A 19644-nucleotide genomic window follows, 5' to 3' on the forward strand; every position below is an offset into this window, starting at 1 on the left:
CGACCGGCCGCTCCTACAGATGAACACATTTCTCTTCTGTAGGAGCGAGGCTTGCCCGCGAAAAATCCAACAGGCGCAGAAGACTCTTACTTCTGCGACCCATCGTCATGCTGCAGGTTGGCCTGGGTCAGGTTGCACCCGGCCGGCACGCTGCGGGTCAGCCAGACATTGCCGCCGATGGTCGAGCCCTTGCCGATGGTGATGCGCCCGAGGATGGTCGCGCCGGCGTAGATCACCACGTCGTCCTCGACGATCGGGTGGCGCGGATGGCCCTTCTGCAACTGGCCGTCCTCGTCCGCCGGGAAGCGTTTGGCGCCCAGGGTCACGGCCTGGTAGATGCGCACGCGCTCGCCGATGATCGCGGTTTCGCCGATCACCACACCGGTGCCGTGGTCGATGAAGAAACTGCGGCCGATCTGCGCGCCGGGGTGAATGTCGATGCCGGTGGCCGAGTGGGCGATTTCCGCGCTGATCCGCGCCAGCAGCGGCAAACCGGCGCGATACAGATGGTGGGCCAGGCGATGGTGGATCACCGCCAGGATGCCCGGGTAGCACAACAGCACTTCATCGACGCTGCGCGCCGCCGGGTCGCCGTGGTAGGCGGCCAGCACATCGGTATCGAGCAGCACCCGCAGGCCCGGCAGGGCCAGGGCGAAGTCCTGGATGATACGGATGGCCCTGGCGTTGACGTCGTCGTCCGACTCGCCGCTCTGGCGCGCGGCGTAACGCAGCTCCAGGCGAGCCTGGGCGAGCAACGAATTGAGGGCCGCGTCCAGGGTATGGCCGACGTAGAAATCTTCGCTTTCCTCGCGCAGGTCCACCGGGCCCAGGCGCATCGGGAACAGGGCGCCGCACAGTGCTTCGAGAATCTCGGCCATGGCCGCGCGCGACGGCAGTTCCCGACCGCCCTGCTCACCGCTGACCCGCCCGTTGCGGGTACGCCACTGGTCGCGGGCATCACGCAGTTGACCGACTATGGTCTGCAATTGCCAATGGCTGGAACGCTCGCTCACGATAGGACTCCTCACTCAGGCGGCCGGACTGTCTGGCCGCGTAAACGACGCCACTTTACGGTATGCGCCCCAGGCCAAATTAAGAACTAATTGTGCTGGCCTAATCACCTTTTGGCATAAGCGATTGACGGTTGCCCCGGCAAATATCGCTGCCTATAGTCCCTGACACCTCTGACAACCCGTGCGGCCTCATGATCAAACAACAGCTCGACCGTTTTAACCGTCTCGACCTGCTGGGCGGTGCCACCACCCTGGAAAAACTCGAACGCCTGTCCACCTGGCTCGGCCGCGATGTCTACGTCAAGCGCGACGACACCACGCCACTGGCCATGGGCGGCAACAAGCTGCGCAAACTCGAATACCTGGCCGCCGATGCGCTGGCCCAGGGCGCGGACACGCTGATTACCGCCGGCGCCATCCAGTCCAACCACGTGCGCCAGACCGCGGCCCTGGCTGCCAAGCTGGGCCTGGGTTGCGTCGCCCTGCTGGAAAACCCCATCGGCACCGACGACGGCAATTACCTGGGCAACGGCAACCGCCTGCTGCTCGACCTGTTCGACGCCAAGGTCGAGCTGGTGGACAACCTGGACAACGCCGACGAGCAGTTGCAGGCCCTGGCCGAGCGCCTGCGCAGCAGCGGCAAGCAGCCGTACCTGGTGCCGATTGGTGGCTCCAACGCCTTGGGCGCGCTGGGTTACGTGCGTGCCGGCCTGGAGCTGGCGGAGCAGATCCACAACACCGGGCTCGACTTCGCCGCCGTGGTCCTGGCCTCGGGCAGCGCCGGCACCCATAGCGGCCTGGCCCTGGCCTTGAGCGAAGTGCTGCCGCAACTGCCGGTGATCGGCGTCACCGTGTCGCGCACCGACGAAGCACAGCGGCCGAAGGTCCAGGGCCTGGCCGAACGCACCGCCGAATTGCTCGGGGTGACGCTGCCGGACAGCTTCAAGGTGGAGTTGTGGGACGAATATTTCGCTCCGCGTTATGGCGAGCCGAATGCCGGCACCCTGGCCGCGGTGAAACTGCTGGCGAGCCAGGAAGGCCTGCTGCTGGACCCGGTCTACACCGGCAAGGCCATGGCCGGCCTGCTCGACGGCATCGGCCGCCAGCGCTTCGACGACGGCCCGATCATCTTCCTGCACACCGGCGGCGCACCGGCGCTGTTCGCTTATGCCGGATCGTTTGCCTGACAAATGCCTGTAGCCGCTGGCGCAGCCTGCGCTCGGCGGCGCAGCCGTCGTAAAACCTGCGCATGCGGCGTATCGGAAGAGACGCGTTCGCCGGATTTGCGCCTGCTACGCAGCCGATCGCAGCCTGCGGCAGCGGCTACAAAGATTGAGAATCTTCATATTTATAAAAAGAATAACAATGTGAATTTATATTATTTTTACATCTATAAGCAGCCACTTATAGTCGCGCCGCAGGCGAATTTGCCGCGAGACGCATACGCTGCATTTAGTGCAGGATAAGGCGCTCGTTCCCGCTCACCGATTGACCTGCATTTCCTAACCGCATCTTCATAAGAAAACACAGGGGCTTGTCATGATTTTTTCCGCACTACGTCGAAATATCCTCGTTGGCTCGCTGGGTCTGGCACTGAGTGCCGGGTTGCTGGGGCAAGCGGTTGCCGGTGAGCAACTGCAGAAAATCAAGGACGCCGGCACCATCAATGTCGGCCTGGAAGGCACTTACCCACCGTTCAGCTACGTCGACGAAAGCGGCAAGCTGGCCGGCTTCGAAGTGGAGTTTTCCGAAGCCCTGGCGCAGAAGCTGGGCGTGAAGGTCAAACTGCAGCCGACCAAATGGGATGGCATCCTCGCCGCCCTGGAGTCCAAGCGCCTGGACGCGGTGATCAACCAGGTGACCATCTCGGATGAGCGCAAGAAAAAATACGACTTCTCCACCCCCTACACCGTTTCCGGCATCCAGGCCCTGACCCAGAAGAAGAACGAAGGCAAGTTCAAGACCGCCGCCGACCTGGCCGGGCACAAGGTCGGTGTCGGCCTGGGCACCAACTACGAACAATGGCTCAAGGACAACGTGCCCAAAGCCATCATCAAGACCTACGACGATGATCCGACCAAGTACCAGGACCTGCGTGTAGGCCGTATCGACGCGATCCTGGTGGACCGCCTGGCCGCCTTCGAACTGATCAAGAAGACCAACGACACCCTGGTCGTTTCCGGCGAACCCTTCTCCCGCCAGGAAGCCGGCGTGGCCCTGCGCAAAGGCGAACCCGAACTGCTGGCCGCGGTGAACAAGGCAATCGAGGAACTGCGCGCCGACGGCACGCTGAAAAAGCTCTCGGAAAAATACTTCAACGCTGACGTCACTCAATAATGGAAGCAGGTTTTCAGTTCGAACTGTATTTCCCGCAGTTGAGCCAGCAAATCGCCGAAACCACACAGCTGTTGCTGAACTCCGCGCCCTTCCTGCTCCAGGGCGCGTATTTCACGATCATCCTCAGCCTCGGCGGTATGTTCTTCGGATTGGCGCTGGGGTTCGCCCTGGCGCTGATGCGCCTGTCGCGCTTCAAGCTGCTGAGCTGGATCGCCCGCGTCTATGTGTCGTTCTTTCGCGGCACGCCGTTGCTGGTGCAACTGTTCGTGATCTATTACGGCTTGCCGCAGCTGGGTATCGAGCTTGACCCGCTGCCGGCGGCGCTGATCGGCTTCTCGTTGAACATGGCGGCCTATGCCTGCGAGATCCTGCGCGCGGCCATCGGCTCCATCGAGCGCGGGCAGTGGGAAGCCGCGGCCAGCATCGGCATGACCCGGGCCCAGACCCTGCGCCGGGCGATCCTGCCGCAAGCCATGCGCACGGCCCTGCCGCCCCTGGGCAACAGCTTTATCTCGCTGGTCAAGGACACCGCCCTGGCCGCCACCATCCAGGTCCCGGAACTGTTCCGCCAGGCGCAGCTGATCACCGCCCGGACCTTCGAAGTCTTCACCATGTATCTTGCCGCCGCGCTGATCTACTGGGTTCTGGCCAGCGTGCTGGCGCACCTGCAGAACCGACTGGAAGAGCGGGTCAATCGGCACGACCAGGAGTCCTGAACCCATGATTGTGGTTGAAAAACTGACGAAGCAGTTCAAGGGTCAGACCGTCCTCAATGGCATCGACCTGACGGTGGCGGAAGGCGAGGTGGTCGCCATCATCGGCCCCAGCGGCTCGGGCAAGACCACCTTTTTGCGCTGCCTGAATTTTCTCGAAGAACCTACCAGCGGCCGGATCAAGGTCGGCAACATCGAAATCGATGGCAGCCGGCCGTTGACCCAGCAGCAGGGCCTGGTGCGGCAACTGCGCCAGCAGGTGGGTTTCGTGTTCCAGAGCTTCAACCTGTTCCCCCATCGCACCGCGCTGGAAAACGTCATCGAAGGGCCGCTGGTGGTGAAGAAGACGCCCCGCGAACAGGCGCTGGCCCTGGGTCGCGGGCTGCTGGCCAAGGTCGGCCTGGCGGGCAAGGAAGACGCCTACCCGCGACGCCTCTCCGGTGGCCAGCAACAGCGCGTGGCGATTGCCCGGGCGCTGGCGATGGAGCCGGAAGTGATCCTGTTCGACGAACCGACCTCGGCCCTCGACCCGGAGCTGGTGGGCGAAGTGCTGGCGACCATCCGCGGCCTGGCCGAGGAGAAGCGCACCATGGTCATCGTCACCCACGAAATGGGCTTCGCCCGCGACGTGGCCAACCGGGTGATCTTCTTCGACAAGGGTGTGATCGTCGAACAGGGCGAAGCCAAGGCGCTGTTCGCCAACCCCAGGGAAGAACGCACCCGGCAATTCCTCAGCAAGTTCCTCACCGCGGGCCATCCCCAGGCCTGACCTGTGCCTCGCTGCCGAGCCTGCCAAGGGCTGGGCAGCGGGCGCAACCCCATCACCGCGTTCCGCCCGACAAATCCCATGCCCCGGTTTTACGACGGCTGCGCCGCCGAGCGCAGGCTGCGCCAGCGGCTACAGAAACCGTGTTCCCCTGTAGCCGCTGCCGAGCAACGCGAGGCTGCGAACGGTCTGGGCGGCATTCCGACGCAGCGGCCGCCAGGCCCACCACTGCATTCCGCCCGGAAAACCGTATGCCCCGGTTTACGACGGCTGCGCCGCCGATCGCAGGCTACGCCAGCGGCTACAGGAACCCTGGATCCATCCCCCGTTACTCCTCGCAGCCCTTGCCTGCCGTATACGTAAACCCCTTCTATACATATTCCTAAAAGTTAGTTTATTTAATTTTTATACGCGCATAGGGTATATGCACCGGACCACCGGACATTCTTGAACCCGATTTCGCCGCCACGGCGCGGCACTTCCAAAGATGTGAGGTAGGTATGGTCCGGAACACAATCACCCCAGTGCAGATCGCCAGGGCATTGCGTGCAGCCAAGGAGTGGCACTGATGTCCAATCTGGCCGATGCAAATGTCCAGAGCGATCTGGATGTCGCCCCCCTGTTGTTGCCCGCACGGGTTCTGCTGAACGACGCAGAAGCCCTTCAAGCCGCCCATGAACTGGCCACCGTCGCCCGCCAGCAGGCGGCCCGGCGCGACCAGCAGCGCAAGCTGCCGTGGGCGGAAATCGAACACTTCACCCGCAGTGGCCTGGGCAGTATTGCCATCCCCCGTGAATACGGCGGCCCGCAGGTTTCCTTCGTCACCCTGGCGGAAGTCTTCGCGATCATTTCCGCGGCCGACCCGGCCCTGGGACAGATCCCGCAGAACCAGTTCGGCATTCTCAACCTGATCCTCGGCAGCGCCACCGAACGGCAGAAAAAGCAGCTGTTCCAGAGCGTGCTGGAAGGCTGGCGCATCGGTAACGCCGGCCCGGAACGCGGGACCAAAAACACCCTGGAACTCAAGGCGCGGATCACCGCCGACGGCGACGGTTATCTGCTCAATGGCCAGAAGTTCTATTCCACCGGCGCCCTGTTCGCCCACTGGGTGGCGGTCAAGGCGCTGAACGACGACGGCAAGCAGGTGTTGGCCTTCGTCCGGCGCGGCACGCCGGGGCTGCGCATCGTCGACGACTGGTCGGGCTTCGGCCAGCGCACCACCGCCAGCGGCACCATTTTGCTCAACAACGTGCGGGTCGATGCCGACCTGGTGGTGGACAACTGGCGGATCAACGAATCGCCGAACATCCAGGGCGCAGTCTCGCAGCTGATCCAGGCAGCGATCGACGCCGGCATCGCCCGCGCGGCCATCGACGACGCCATCAGCTTCGTGCGGGAACGCTCGCGGCCGTGGGTCGACGCCAACGTCGAACGGGCCAGCGACGACCTCTATGTAATCGCCGACATCGGCAAGCTGAAAATCGAACTGCACGCCGCCGAGGCCCTGCTGCGCAAGGCCGGCCAGGTGCTGGACCAGGTCAATGCCGCGCCGATCAGCGCCGAGTCCGCCGCCCGCGCCTCGATCGCCGTGGCCGAAGCCAAGGTGCTGACCACCGAGATCTCGCTGCTGGCCAGCGAAAAGCTCTTCGAGCTGGCCGGCAGCCGCGCCACCCTCGCCGAATTCAACCTCGACCGGCACTGGCGCAACGCCCGGGTCCACACCCTGCACGATCCGGTGCGCTGGAAATACCACGCCGTCGGCACCTACCACCTGAACGGCACGTTGCCGGCTCGCCATTCCTGGATTTAACGACCAGACCTCTGGAGAAACACATGACTCTTTCTCAACACGTCGCGGTCATAACCAGCGATGAGCAAGCCCTGATCGTCGCCAGCGACCTGGCCGAAGACTTCAAGCGCGACAGCGCCCTGCGCGACCGCGAACGCCGCCTGCCCCACCCCGAACTCGAAGCCTTTTCCCGCTCCGGCCTGTGGGGCATCAGCGTGCCCAGGGAATACGGCGGCGCCGGTGTGTCCAACGTCACCCTGGCCAAGGTCATCGCGCTGATCGCCCAGGCTGACGGTTCCCTGGGGCAGATCCCGCAGAACCATTTCTATGCCCTCGAAGTGCTGCGGGTGAACGGCAGCGCGGCGCAGAAAAAACGCCTGTACGCCGAGGTCCTGGCCGGCCAGCGCTTCGGCAATGCCCTGGCCGAGCTGGGCACCAAGACCGCCCACGACCGCACCACCCGCCTGACCCGTGACGTGCAGCAAGGACGCGACGGCTATCGCATCAACGGCCGCAAGTTCTACTCCACCGGCGCCATCTACGCCCAGCGCATCCCCACCTCGGTGGTGGATGAAAATGGCGTGCAGCAACTGGCCTTCGTCCCGGCGGACAGCCAGGGCCTGAACGTGATCGACGACTGGAGCGGCTTCGGCCAGCGCACCACCGGCAGCGGCTCGGTGGTGTTCGAGAATGTGTTCGTCGCCGCCGAGGACGTGATTCCCTTTCAAAGCGCCTTCGAACGCCCGACCACCGTCGGCCCGCTGGCGCAGATTCTCCATGCCGCCATCGACACCGGTATCGCCCGCGCCGCCTATGAAGACGCCCTGCATTTCGTGCGCACCAAGACCCGGCCATGGATCGATTCCGGCAACGACAAGGCCACCGAAGACCCGCTGACCCTCAAGAGCTTCGGCCACCTGAGCATTCGCCTGCACGCCACCGAGGCGCTGCTGGAGCGCTCCGGGGAGTTCCTCGACGCCGCCCAGGCCGAGCCCAACGCCGAGACCGTGGCTGCCGCCTCCATAGCGGTCGCTGAGGCCCGCGCCATCAGCACCGAAATCTCCCTGGCCGCCGGCAGCACCCTGTTCGAACTGGCCGGCAGCCAGGCGACCCTGGCCGAACATGGCCTGGACCGTCACTGGCGCAACGCCCGGGTGCACACCCTGCACGACCCGGTGCGCTGGAAATACCACGCGGTGGGCAACTACTACCTCAACCAGACGAACCCGCCACTGCGGGGGACCATCTGATGGGCGCGAAGAAAAAGATCCTGCTCAATGCCTTCAACATGAACTGCATCGGGCACATCAACCACGGTCTGTGGACCCACCCGCGGGACACCTCGACCCAGTACAAGACCCTCGAATACTGGACCGAACTGGCGCAATTGCTGGAACGCGGGCTGTTCGACGGGCTGTTCATCGCCGATATCGTCGGGGTCTACGACGTCTACCAGAACTCGGTGGACGTGACGCTCAAGGAGTCGATCCAGCTGCCGGTCAACGACCCGCTGCTGCTGGTCTCGGCCATGGCCGCGGTGACCCGCAACCTCGGTTTCGGCCTCACCGCCAACCTCACCTACGAGCCGCCGTATCTGTTCGCCCGGCGCATGTCCACGCTGGACCACCTGAGCCGTGGCCGGGTCGGCTGGAACATCGTCACCGGCTACCTCGACAGCGCCGCCAAGGCCATGGGCCTGAGCGAACAGGCCGAGCATGACCGACGCTACGACCAGGCCGACGAGTACCTGCAAGTGCTCTACAAGCTCTGGGAAGGCAGCTGGGAAAACGACGCGGTGATCAACGACCGCGAACAGCGGATCTACGCCCGGCCGGAAAAGGTGCACAAGGTCGAGCACAAGGGCGAGTTCTATCAGGTCGAGGGCTATCACCTGTGCGAGCCGTCGCCACAACGCACGCCGGTGCTGTTCCAGGCCGGCAGTTCGGATCGCGGCCTGCTGTTCGCCGGGCGCCACGCCGAGTGCGTGTTCATCAGCGGGCAGAACAAGCCCTCGACCAAGGCCCAGGTGGACAAGGTCCGCGCCAGCGCCGTGGCGGCCGGGCGCAATCCCGAGGACATCAAGGTGTTCATGGGGCTCAACGTGATAGTCGCCGAGACCGAGGAACTGGCCTGGAAGAAGCACGCCGAGTATCGCAGCCATGCCAGCGCCGAAGCCGGGGTGGCGCACTTCTCGGCATCCACCGCCATCGACTTTTCCCAGTACGAGATCGACGAACCGATCCAGTACGTGAAGAGCAACGCCATCCAGTCGGCCACCCGGAACCTGCAGAACAACGACTGGACCCGGCGCAAGCTGCTCGACCAGCACGCCCTGGGCGGGCGCTACATCACGGTGGTCGGCTCGCCGCAGCAGGTGGCCGACGACCTCGAATCCTGGATCGCCGAAACCGGCCTCGACGGCTTCAACCTGACCCGCATCGTCACCCCGGAAAGTTATGTCGACTTCATCGACCTGGTGATCCCCGAGCTGCAACGCCGCGGCTCGTACAAGACCGCCTACGACAACGGCACCCTGCGCGAAAAGCTGTTCCAGCAGGACGCACAGTTACCCGAGCAACACGCCGGAGCGGGCTATCGCCCTATCGCGAGCAAGCTCGCTCCTACAGGTTGAGCGCATTCCCTGTAGGAGCGAGCTTGCTCGCGATGAAGCCCACCCAAACACCGCCTCTTTATGCACTGACTGGAAACCTGACCATGAAAACCAAGCTCTTAAGCCACCCAGTCAAAGCACTGGCCCTCGCCCTCGGACTGCTCAGCAGCGCGGTATTCGCCGCCGACGCGCCGCTGAAAGTCGGCACCACCGCCGCCTTCGCCATTCCCCTGGAAGCCGCCGTCGAAGAGGCCGGCAAACAGGGCCTGAAAGTCGAATTGGTGGAGTTCAGCGACTGGATCGCGCCGAACGTCAGCCTGGCCGCCGGCGATATCGACGTGAACTACTTCCAGCACATCCCGTTCCTGGAAAACGCCAAGGCCGCCGCCGGTTTCGACCTGGTGCCGTTCGCCCCGGGGATCATCAACAACGTCGGCCTGTACTCGAAGAAATACAAAAGCTTCGACGAGCTGCCCGAAGGCGCCACGGTGGCCATCGCCAACGACCCGATCAACAGCGGTCGCGGCTTGCAGTTGCTGGCCAAGGCCAACCTGATCAGCCTCAAGCCGGGCGTCGGCTACAAGGCCACCGAGGACGACATAGTCGCCAACCCGAAGAAGCTGAAGATCCTCCAGGTCGAGGCCGTGCAACTGGTACGCGCCTATGACGACGCCGACCTGGTGCAGGGCTACCCGGCCTATATCCGCCTGGCCAAGACCTTCGACGCCGGTTCGGCGCTGCTGTTCGACGGCCTCGACCACAAGGAATACGTGATCCAGTTCGTGATCCAGCCCAAGAGCAAGACCGACCCGCGGCTGATCAAGTTCGTTGACATCTACCAGCATTCGCCGGCTGTGCGCGCCGCCCTGGATAAAGCCCATGGCAAGCTCTACCAAGCCGGCTGGGAAGGTTGAGATGAGCGTCGCCTATCTCCCGCACAAGGCCTCCAGGCAGCCGCCCGAACAGCCGCAAAACGCGCAGCAGACCGAACTGCATCCAGATCTGAATCACGCCCATGTGCGCTTCATCGGCCTGACCAAGACCTACCAGGGCCAGCAAGGCCCGGTGCAGGCCCTGCACGGTATCGACCTGGCGATCCAGCGCGGCGAAGTGTTCGGCATCATCGGCCGCAGCGGCGCCGGCAAGTCGTCGCTGATCCGCACCATCAATCGCCTGGAACAGCCGTCGGGCGGCCGGGTGCTGATCGATCAGGTGGACATCGGCGACTTCGACGAGGACCGCCTGGTGGAGCTGCGCCGGCGCATCGGCATGATCTTCCAGCACTTCAACCTGATGTCGGCCAAGACCGTATGGCAGAACGTCGAGCTGCCGCTGAAGGTGGCCGGCGTGCCCAAGGAACAGCGCGAGCGCAAGGTCCGCGAACTGCTGGAACTGGTGGGCCTGAAGGACAAGCACAAGGCCTACCCGGCGCAACTCTCGGGCGGGCAGAAACAGCGGGTGGGCATCGCCCGGGCGCTGGTCCACGACCCGGCGATCCTGCTGTGCGACGAGGCCACCTCGGCGCTGGACCCGGAGACCACCCAGTCGATCCTCGGCCTGCTCAAACAGATCAACCAGCGCCTGGGCCTGACCATCATCCTGATCACCCACGAGATGGCGGTGATCCGCGATATCTGCGACCGCGTGGTGGTGCTCGAGCACGGGCATATCGTCGAGCAGGGGCCGGTCTGGGAAGTGTTCGGCAACCCGCAGCACGAGGTCAGCAAAACCCTGCTGGCGCCCTTGCAGCACGGCTTGCCGGAAGAGCTGCAAAACCGCCTGCAAGCCCAGCCGAAGTCTTCGGACGCGGCGGTGGTATTGCGCGTGCAGTTCACCGGCAGGACCAGCGACGAGCCGGACCTGGCCGCGCTGTTCAGCACCCTGGGCGGCCGCGTGCGCCTGCTGCACGGCGGCGTGGAACGGATCCAGGGGCATGCCCTGGGGCAATTGCTGCTGGCGGTCAGCGGCTCGTCCCTGGGCGCCGAGGAACAACGCCTGCGCGCGCAGCACTTTTTGCACAAGCAATGGACACAACAGGTAGAGGTGCTGGGTTATGTGGTTTGATCGCTTGCTCCAGGGCGTTATCGATACCTTCCTGATGGTCGGCGTGTCGTCGCTGATCGCCTTGCTGGCGGGGATTCCGCTGGCGGTGATCCTGGTCACCAGCGGCAAGGGCGGGATCTACGAAGCGCCCAGGCTGAACAGCGTGCTGGGGGCCTTCGTCAACCTGTTCCGCTCGATCCCGTTCCTGATCCTGATGGTGGCGCTGATCCCCTTCACCCGGCTGATCGTCGGCACCACCTACGGTGTCTGGGCAGCGGTGGTGCCACTGACCATTGCCGCCACGCCGTTCTTCGCGCGAATCGCCGAGGTCAGCCTGCGCGAGGTCGACCACGGTCTGATCGAAGCCGCCCAGGCCATGGGCTGCCGGCGCTGGCACATCGTCTGGCATGTGCTGTTGCCGGAGGCGCTGCCAGGGATAGTCGGCGGCTTCACCATCACCCTGGTGACCATGATCAACTCCTCGGCCATGGCCGGGGCCATCGGCGCCGGCGGCCTGGGGGACATTGCCTATCGCTACGGTTACCAGCGTTTCGACAGCCAGATCATGCTCACGGTGATCGTGCTGCTGGTGATCCTCGTCGCGGCGATCCAGCTCGGCGGCGACCGCCTGGCGCGGGTGCTCAACAAGCGTTGAGATCGGCGGTGTCCATTCGGATGTCATCGCGAGCAAGCTCGCTCCTACAGGTTGATCGCGTCGCCTTTTGTAGGAGCGAGCTTGCTCGCGATTGGCTTTCAAGGCCCACACCAAACCAGGGCCAATGCCCTTGGGGTATATTCGGCACACCACCCCAACCAACGCAGCCCGCCATGAAACTCGCCCCCACCGACCTCGACCAGATCACCTCCACCACCCTGGGTCACTACAACCAGGTGGCCGAAGACTTCCGCGAAGGCACCCGCGACCACGATGTCAGCCAGAACATCGACGCCCTGCTGCGGCATATCCAGGGCACGGCGCCCTTCACCCTGCTGGACTTCGGCTGCGGCCCCGGGCGCGACCTGCAGACCTTCACCCGCCTCGGTCATATCGCCATCGGCCTCGACGGCTCCGAGCGTTTTGCCCAGATGGCCCGCGACGACAGCGGCTGCGAGGTCTGGCAGCAGGACTTCCTCAAGCTCGACCTGCCCGCCGAACGCTTCGACGGCATCTTCGCCAACGCCGTGCTGTTCCACATTCCCTCGCAGGAACTGCCACGGGTGCTGCGCCAGCTGCACGCCACGCTGAAACCCGGCGGCGTGCTGTTCAGCTCCAACCCGCGCGGCGACAACCAGGAAGGCTGGAACGGCGCGCGTTATGGCGCCTACCACGACCTGGCGGCGTGGCAGCACTTGCTGACGGCGGCGGGGTTTGTCGAGCTGGAGCATTACTACCGGCCCGCCGGGCTGCCGCGCGAGCAGCAGCCGTGGCTGGCGAGTGTTTGGCGCAAGGTTTGAGCTTGCGTCGTTGATCGGCCTTTTTCGCGAGCAAGCTCGCTCCTACAGTTTTTTATGATCGGCGTTGCGCCGCCTCTTGTAGGAGCGAGCTTGCTCGCGATGGCGTTCTGTCGGACGGAGCACGATCTCAGGCCGTGGTGTTCTTCGGCTCCTTGATCTTGTACCAGGCCACATACAGCGCCGGCAGGAACAGCAGTGTCAGCAGGGTGGCGACGATGATGCCGCCGATCATGGCGTAGGCCATCGGCCCCCAGAACACTTCCCGGGCGATGGGGATCATGCCCAGGCTGGCCGCCGCGGCGGTCAGCAGGATCGGCCGGCGACGGTGCTCGGTGGCCTGCACCACCGCATCCCAGGATGAATGACCGGCGCGCTCGAACTCGTCGATCTGGGTCACCAGGATCACCGAGTTGCGGATGATGATGCCGATCAGCGCGAGAATCCCGAGGATCGCCACAAAGCCCATGGGCGTGCCCGTCGGCACCAGCGCCAGGACCACGCCGATCAGCCCCAGGGGCGCGACGCTGGCCACCAGGAACAGCTTCTGCACGCTGTGCAGCTGGATCATCAGGAAGGTCGCCATGAGGAACAGCATCAACGGCACCACCTTGGCGATCGGCCCCTGGGCCTTGCCGCTCTCCTCCACCGTACCGCCGGTGGCCACCGAGTAACCGGCCGGCAGGCTGGCGGCGAACTTGTCGATATCCGGCTTGAGCAGCCTGACCAGGTCGGTCGGCTGGATTTCGTCACGCACCGAGGCCTTGATGGTGATGGTCGGCTTGCGGTCGCGCCGCCAGACCAGCGGCTGCTCCAGTTCGTAACGCACGGTGGCGAAGGCCAGCAGCGGAATCGAGGTGCCGTTGGGGTTGACGATCTGCAGGTTCTGCAGGGTTTCCGGGGAGCCGCGCTCGCTGTCGTCGGCCCGGCCGACCACGTTGATCAGGTAGATGTCGTCATGCACCTGGGTCACGGTGGAGCCGCTGACGATGCTGTTCATCAGCTGCGCCACGTCCTCCGAAGACAACCCCAGCTGGCGGGCCTTGTCCTGGGCGATGTCGATGCGCAGCACTTTGCCCGGCTCGTTCCAGTCGTAGATGATCTCGCCGATGTGCGAGTTCTTGTCCAGTTCGGTGGCCAGCTCGATGGCGTGCTTGCGCACCTGGTCGATGTCCTTGCCGCTGACCCGGTACTGGATCGGCCGCCCCACCGGCGGGCCCATTTCCAGGGCCTGGACGTAGCTGCCGATGCCGACGAAGTCGTCGCGCAGGCGTTTTTTCAGGCGCTCGGTCAACGCCGTGCGCGACTCCAGGCCCTTGCTGACAATCACCAACTGCGCGTAGTAGGGGTTCTGCAGTTGCTGGTCCAGCGGCAGGTAGAAACGGATCGCACCTTCGCCGATATAGGTGCTCCAGCGCAGGATGTCCGGGTCGTCCTTGAGGGTCGCCTCCAGGCGATCCACCGCCAGGCGGGTCTCGGCGATCGAGGCGTTCTGCGGCAGGTTGAGGTCGACGAGAATCTCCGGCCGGTCCGAGGACGGGAAGAACTGGTTCTGCACGAAGCGCATGCCGACCACCGACAGCACGAACACCAGGACGGTGATGCCGATGGCCCACCAGCGGTTGCGCATGGCCCACAGCAGGCCGCCGTTGAAGGCGCGGCCGATGCGCCCCGGCTCCTCGGAGTGGGGCTTCACGTTGGTGCTGAGGATATGCACGCCGATCACCGGGGCGAACAGCACGGCGACTATCCACGACACCAGCATGGCCACGGCGATCACCGCGAACAGGGTGAAGGTGTACTCGCCGGCGGAGCTGGCGTTGAGGCCGATGGGCACGAAGCCGGCGACCGTCACCAGGGTCCCGGTGAGCATCGGGAAGGCCGTGGAGGTGTAGGCGAAGGTCGCCGCCTGCTCCTTGGTCTCGCCCATCTCCAGGCGCGTGACCATCATCTCCACGGTGATCATCGCGTCGTCCACCAACAGGCCCAGGGCGATGATCAATGCACCGAGGGAAATCCGCTGCATGGTGATGCCGCTGTATTCCATGAAGACGAAGACCATCGCCAGCACCAGCGGGATCGAGCACGCCACCACCAGCCCGGCGCGCACGCCCAGGCTGACGAAACTCACCACCAGCACGATCACCACCGCCTCGAACAGCGCGCTGGTAAAGCCGCCGACGGCTTTTTCCACCACCTCGGCCTGGTCCGACACCGTGTGTACGCCTACGCCCACCGGCAGCTCGGCGGTGAGCTGGTTCATCTTGGCGTGCAGGGCCTTGCCGAAGTCCTGGATGTTGCCGCCCTTCTTCATGGCGATCGCCAGGCCGATGGCCGGCTGGCCGTTGTAGCGAAACTGCGGTGTCGAAGGGTCGACGTAGCCGCGGCTGATCTCGGCGATATCCGCCAGGCGATAGAAACGCTCGTTGAGCCGCAGGTTGACCGTGGCCAGGTCTTTCTCCGAGGCGAACTGCCCCGAGGTGCGCACGGAAATCCGCTCCGGCCCGGCTTCGATCACCCCGGCCGGGGTCACCGCATTCTGCGCTTGCAGGCTCTGCAGGACCTGGCGCTGGTCGATGCCCAGCGCCGCCAGCTTGCGTGTGGAGAAGTTCAGGTAGATGACTTCGTCCTGCTCGCCGACCATTTCCACTTTGCCCAGGTTCGGCACTTCACGGATCTCGGCGCGCACCTGCTCCACGTAGTCGCGCAGCTGGCGCATGCTCAGGCCGTCGGCGGTAAAGGCGTAGACCGAGCCGAACACATCGCCGAACTCGTCGTTGAACCCCGGCCCTTGCAGGCCCTGGGGGAAGTCGCCGCGAATATCGTTGATCTTCTTGCGCACCTGGTACCAGATCTCGGGAATGTCCTTGCCGCTGGTGGTGTCGCGCAGGTTGACGAAAACCGTCGACTCGCCGGGGCGGGTGTAGCTTTTCACGTAGTCGAGGGAGTCCAGTTCTTCGAGTTTTTTCTCGATGCGGTCGGTGACCTGCTTGAGGGTTTCCTCCTGGGTCGCGCCCGGCCAGCGGGTCTGGATGACCATGGTCTTGATGGTGAAGGACGGGTCTTCCTCGCGCCCCAGGTTCATGTAGGAGAACACGCCCATCAGCAGCGCGACGAACATCAGGTACCAGACGAACGACTGATGCTTGATGGCCCACTCGGATAAATTGAAGCTCCCTTTGGTGGCCGGCGTCATCGTGGGCTGTCCTCGTCGATTTTGACTTTCTGCCCCGGTTTGAGGCTGTTCACACCGGCGCTCACCACCCGCTCGCCGATCTTGATCCCGCTGCCGATCAACGCCGAATCATGGTCGCGGCCGAGCACCGTGACCTCCCGCGGCACCACGGTGCGTGCCTGCGGGTCGACGATCCAGACCCGCGTCTGGCCGTCCACCTCCTGCAGGGCCGACAGCGGCACCTCGGTGCGCGGGACGATGGCGGAGCTGAGGGTCACGCTGATGGCCGTGCCGAGGCGGAAGGTGGGCGGGGTTTGCGCCAGGGTCAGGCGCGAACGCCGGGTCCGGGTGGCGCTCTGCGCCTGGGGCTCGATCTCGCGCACCACGGCGGTGGTGTTGACGCTCGGGTCCAGCTGCAAGGCGACCTTGAACACCACGTCGGCCGGCAACTGGTCCACCAGGCTCGCCGGCAGGTCGATCACCGCCTCCTTGATATCCGGGCGAGCCAGGGTCACCACCTGCTGGCCGGCGCTGACCACCTGGCCGGCCTCGGCCATCCAGGCGGTGACCACGCCGCCGTGGTCGGTGCGCAGCTCGCTGTAGGCGAGCTGGTCGCGGGCCTGGCTGACCGCGGCCCTGGCCTGATCCAGGGAGGCGCGGGTGGTCTTCAGGTCGGTCTGGGCGATGTCCAGCTGCGCCTGGGCGCCGACGCCGCGGTCGAACAATTGCTGCTGGCGCCGGGCGTTGGCCTGGGCATTGATCCATTGCGCCTCGACCCGTGCCAGGTCGCCCTGGGCGGAACGCAACTGGTTCTGCTGATCGGTGGGGTCGAGGGTGGCGAGCAAGGCGCCCTTGCCCACCTCGGCACCGACATCGACGTTGCGATTGGCGATGCGCCCCGGCACCCGGAAGCCGAGGTTGGTTTCATAGCGGGCCTGGATGCTGCCGGCGAACCGCCCGAGACTTTCCTCGGACTCGGCGCGCACCTCGAACGACAGCACCGGGCGCACCGGCTCGGGCGCCGGTTCTTCCTTGGAACAGGCGCCCAGCACCAGGCCGGCGCACAACAGCAGGGACAGGCGCTTCATGGCTGGGCTCCTTGGGCACCGGTCTCGGGAACGATCTCGACGAGCATCCCCGGGTGCAACAACTGGCCACCGGCGATCACCACTTTTTCGCCGCCCTCGAGGCCGTCGCTGATGATCACCTTGCCGGTCTGGTAGCGCCCCACCGTGACGGTGTGCAGGGTGGTCTTGCCGTCCTCGCCCACCAGCCACACGGCCGGTTCGTTGAGGTTCTTGGTCAGCGCCGCCCAGGGCAGCTCGACACTGGCCTTGCCGGGCACATGGGCACTGGCGCCGACCACCGAGCCCAGGTCCATGCCCGCCGGCAAGCCGTCGAGGGCCACCTTGACCTGCACCGTGCCGCTTTGCGCCGACACCACCGGGGTGACTTCCCGCACCCTGCCAGTGGTCTTGATATTCGGGTTGTCCAGCAGGCTGACGTTGATCACGCCATCCTCTGGCGGGGCCACCAGCAACGCCTCGTAGACGTTGAACACGGCGTCGCGCTCGCCGTCGCGGGCCAGGCTGTAAATCGGCACCGTGGCCTGCACCACCTGGCCGACCTCGGCCTGGCGCGCGGTGATCACCCCCGGCGCGTCGGCGATCAGCGCGGTATAGCTCAGTTGCTCACGGGCGTTGGCCAACTGCGCCTGGGCCGCGCTCAGGGCGCTCTGGCTGCTGCGCAGCGCCGCCTGGGCGGCATCGTATTCGCTCTGGCTGGTGTAGCCCTTGGGCAGGAGCTTCTGCTGGCGGACGAAGGCCGCGCTGGTCTGCTTGACCCGCGCCTGCTCGGCGAACACCGAGGCGGCGGCGGAATCGACATTGGTCTGCAGGTCTTTCGGGTCGAGCCGGGCCAGTACCTGCCTGGCCGTGACCCGATCGCCGACATCCACCAGGCGCTGGATGATCTTGCCGCCGACGCGGAATGACAACTCGGTCTGCACCCGCGCCTGCACATCGCCGGTCAGGGTCACTTGCGCGGCGAAATCGCGGGTCTGCACCTGCTGCACGCGCACCCGCGGCCGCTCCTTTTCGGTCGGTTTCTCCGCACCACAACCGCTCAGTAGTGCCGCCAGCGTCAAACCCACTATCCACTTCGATTCGAGACCAGCCATGCAGGCTCCTTCACGCGATGCAATCGTACAGGTGACGATACGACTGTGAGCTTAGAACAGGGTTCAACCGCTGCACGCGGGCTGCGGAACAAATGCGTAATGTCTGATCGGCTGAACAACGAGGGCGTCGTGACGCGCGGAGTTTCAGGTTCTGCGAACCTGATCGCGAGCAAGCTCGCTCCTACAAGGGCGGTCAGCAGGGGCGATGGCCAGGGGGAAAATCAGGCACACTGCGCCTTCATGCACAAGGAGCCCCGGGATGCTCAAGACCCTGGCAGTGGCCAATTACCGCTCGATCAACAAACTGGTGATTCCGCTGGAGCGGCTGAACCTGATCACCGGTCCCAACGGCAGCGGCAAGTCCAACCTGTACAAGGCCCTGCGCCTGCTGGCGGAAACCGCCCAGGGCGGGGTGGTCAACGCGCTGGCCAGCGAAGGCGGCCTGGAGTCGACTTTCTGGGCCGGGCCGGAACAGATCAGCCGGCGCATGAGCCGTGGCGAGGTGGCGATCCAGGGCGGACCACGGAAAACCGTCAAGCGCCTGCAACTGGGCTTTGCCGGCGAGGACTTCGGTTACTCGATCGGCCTGGGGCTGCCGGACTCGAGCGGCCATTTCATGCTGCCCGGGCACAGCGTGCCGATTCCGTCGCGCTTCACCCTCGACCCGCGGATCAAGCGCGAGAGCATCTGGAGCGGGCCGGTGTATCGCCCGGCCAGCGTGCTCGTGGATCGCCAGGGGCCGATGGTGCGGGCCCGCCAGGGGCGGCAGTGGGAAGTGCTGGCGCAGCACACCTCCAGCGGCGACAGCCTGTTCGACCAGGTCGGCAACCTGCGTTCGTCGCCCGAAGTCCTGCATCTGCGCGAGCAGATCCGTGGCTGGCGTTTCTACGATCACTTTCGCACCGACAGCCAGGCCCCCGCGCGCCGGCCGCAACTGGGCACCCGCACGCCAGTGCTGCACCACGACGGCCGTGACCTGGCGGCGGCGTTGCAGACCATCATCGAGGTCGGCGATCAGCAGGCGCTGCACGAGACCATCAGCGATGCCTTTCCCGGGTCGCGGCTGGAGATCGATGCGGTGCCGGGCGGGCTGTTCGGCGTGCAGTTTCATCAGGACGGTTTGCTGCGGCCGCTGTCGGCGGCGGAGCTGTCGGACGGTACCCTGCGTTACCTGCTGCTGGTCGCCGCCCTGCTGACGCCACGGCCACCGACCCTGATGGTGCTCAACGAACCGGAAACCAGCCTGCATCCGGACCTGCTGCCGGCCTTGGCGCGCCTGATCATCCGGGCTTCGCAGCAGTGCCAGGTGTGGGTGGTGTCCCATGCCAGCCGGCTGATCGCGGCGTTGCAGCAGGACCCGCAATGCAACGCCATCGTGCTGGAGAAGAATTTCGGCCAGACCGAAATCGTCGGCCAGGGCATGCTCGATGAACCGGCGTGGTATTGGCCGGATTGAGCGGCCGCAAAAGCATCGCGGGCAAGCCTCGCTCCTACAGAAGAAGATTGCACATGCTTCTGTAGGAGCGGAGCTTGCCCGCGATGGCGTACTTAAGAACACCTCGATCG

At 65.0% G+C, this 19644-nt stretch carries 16 protein-coding genes; 12 read left to right on the forward strand and 4 right to left on the reverse strand.

Features of this window, described 5'->3' with window-relative positions; all coding sequences use genetic code 11:
• Positions 1–86 precede the first annotated feature (86 nt).
• Positions 87–1013: a serine O-acetyltransferase EpsC gene (gene epsC, locus PVZ80_RS27075; RefSeq protein ID WP_009046442.1), complete on the reverse strand. Its 927-nt coding sequence runs from the start codon at positions 1011–1013 to the stop codon at positions 87–89.
• A 191-nt stretch (positions 1014–1204) separates the two neighbouring features.
• Between epsC and PVZ80_RS27080 the strand changes: the two genes are divergently transcribed.
• The 11 genes from PVZ80_RS27080 to PVZ80_RS27130 all read left to right on the forward strand — a co-directional run bounded on the left by PVZ80_RS27080 (position 1205) and on the right by PVZ80_RS27130 (position 12727).
• Positions 1205–2200 carry a D-cysteine desulfhydrase gene (locus PVZ80_RS27080; RefSeq protein WP_053268015.1) on the forward strand — a complete coding sequence of 332 codons (996 nt, stop codon included), beginning with the start codon at positions 1205–1207 and terminating at the stop codon, positions 2198–2200.
• Between the two features lie 352 nt (positions 2201–2552).
• Positions 2553–3350 carry a cystine ABC transporter substrate-binding protein gene (gene tcyJ / locus PVZ80_RS27085; RefSeq protein ID WP_081362990.1) on the forward strand — a complete coding sequence of 266 codons (798 nt, stop codon included), beginning with the start codon at positions 2553–2555 and terminating at the stop codon, positions 3348–3350.
• Positions 3351–3400: 50 nt separating this feature from the next.
• On the forward strand, positions 3401–4066 hold the full coding sequence (gene tcyL / locus PVZ80_RS27090) for a cystine ABC transporter permease (RefSeq protein ID WP_028683854.1): 666 nt from the start codon (positions 3401–3403) through the stop codon (positions 4064–4066).
• Between the two features lie 4 nt (positions 4067–4070).
• On the forward strand, positions 4071–4832 hold the full coding sequence (gene tcyN / locus PVZ80_RS27095; protein ID WP_016702551.1) for an L-cystine ABC transporter ATP-binding protein TcyN: 762 nt from the start codon (positions 4071–4073) through the stop codon (positions 4830–4832).
• Positions 4833–5397: 565 nt separating this feature from the next.
• Positions 5398–6639 (forward strand): SfnB family sulfur acquisition oxidoreductase, encoded by a 1242-nt coding sequence (locus PVZ80_RS27100; RefSeq protein ID WP_016702550.1) that lies wholly within the window; start codon positions 5398–5400, stop codon positions 6637–6639.
• Between the two features lie 23 nt (positions 6640–6662).
• On the forward strand, positions 6663–7868 hold the full coding sequence (locus tag PVZ80_RS27105; protein ID WP_273864817.1) for an SfnB family sulfur acquisition oxidoreductase: 1206 nt from the start codon (positions 6663–6665) through the stop codon (positions 7866–7868).
• The gene (locus tag PVZ80_RS27110; protein WP_028683856.1) at positions 7868–9250 is read left to right on the forward strand and encodes an LLM class flavin-dependent oxidoreductase; all 1383 of its coding nucleotides are present in this window, start codon (positions 7868–7870) and stop codon (positions 9248–9250) included. The genes PVZ80_RS27105 and PVZ80_RS27110 overlap by 1 nt, the downstream gene beginning before the upstream one ends.
• Positions 9251–9333: 83 nt before the next feature.
• Positions 9334–10143 carry a MetQ/NlpA family ABC transporter substrate-binding protein gene (locus PVZ80_RS27115; RefSeq protein ID WP_028683857.1) on the forward strand — a complete coding sequence of 270 codons (810 nt, stop codon included), beginning with the start codon at positions 9334–9336 and terminating at the stop codon, positions 10141–10143.
• Between the two features lies 1 nt (position 10144).
• A complete protein-coding gene (locus tag PVZ80_RS27120) occupies positions 10145–11293 on the forward strand; it encodes a methionine ABC transporter ATP-binding protein (protein WP_028683858.1) in 1149 nt (382 codons plus the stop codon).
• Positions 11283–11927, forward strand: coding sequence for a methionine ABC transporter permease (locus PVZ80_RS27125; RefSeq protein WP_007925318.1), 645 nt, complete (start codon positions 11283–11285; stop codon positions 11925–11927). The genes PVZ80_RS27120 and PVZ80_RS27125 overlap by 11 nt, the downstream gene beginning before the upstream one ends.
• Positions 11928–12100: 173 nt before the next feature.
• Positions 12101–12727 (forward strand): class I SAM-dependent methyltransferase, encoded by a 627-nt coding sequence (locus PVZ80_RS27130; RefSeq protein WP_009046432.1) that lies wholly within the window; start codon positions 12101–12103, stop codon positions 12725–12727.
• A gap of 127 nt (positions 12728–12854) precedes the next feature.
• Here the strand turns inward: PVZ80_RS27130 and PVZ80_RS27135 are convergent, their stop codons facing one another.
• Genes PVZ80_RS27135 through PVZ80_RS27145 form a run of 3 tightly spaced genes read right to left on the reverse strand, consistent with a single transcriptional unit; the run spans position 12855 to position 18078 of the window.
• On the reverse strand, positions 12855–15920 hold the full coding sequence (locus tag PVZ80_RS27135; RefSeq protein ID WP_110175942.1) for an efflux RND transporter permease subunit: 3066 nt from the start codon (positions 15918–15920) through the stop codon (positions 12855–12857).
• Positions 15917–16987 (reverse strand): efflux RND transporter periplasmic adaptor subunit, encoded by a 1071-nt coding sequence (locus tag PVZ80_RS27140; protein ID WP_273864818.1) that lies wholly within the window; start codon positions 16985–16987, stop codon positions 15917–15919. The genes PVZ80_RS27135 and PVZ80_RS27140 overlap by 4 nt, the downstream gene beginning before the upstream one ends.
• The gene (locus tag PVZ80_RS27145) at positions 16984–18078 is read right to left on the reverse strand and encodes an efflux RND transporter periplasmic adaptor subunit (protein WP_009046429.1); all 1095 of its coding nucleotides are present in this window, start codon (positions 18076–18078) and stop codon (positions 16984–16986) included. The genes PVZ80_RS27140 and PVZ80_RS27145 overlap by 4 nt, the downstream gene beginning before the upstream one ends.
• A gap of 259 nt (positions 18079–18337) precedes the next feature.
• On the opposite strand from PVZ80_RS27145, the gene PVZ80_RS27150 reads away from it, so the two are divergent.
• Positions 18338–19534, forward strand: coding sequence for an AAA family ATPase (locus tag PVZ80_RS27150; RefSeq protein WP_273864819.1), 1197 nt, complete (start codon positions 18338–18340; stop codon positions 19532–19534).
• Positions 19535–19644: the final 110 nt, after the last annotated feature.

This window comes from Pseudomonas sp. B3G-3, assembly GCF_028640915.1.
Lineage (GTDB): Bacteria > Pseudomonadota > Gammaproteobacteria > Pseudomonadales > Pseudomonadaceae > Aquipseudomonas > Aquipseudomonas chlororaphis_I.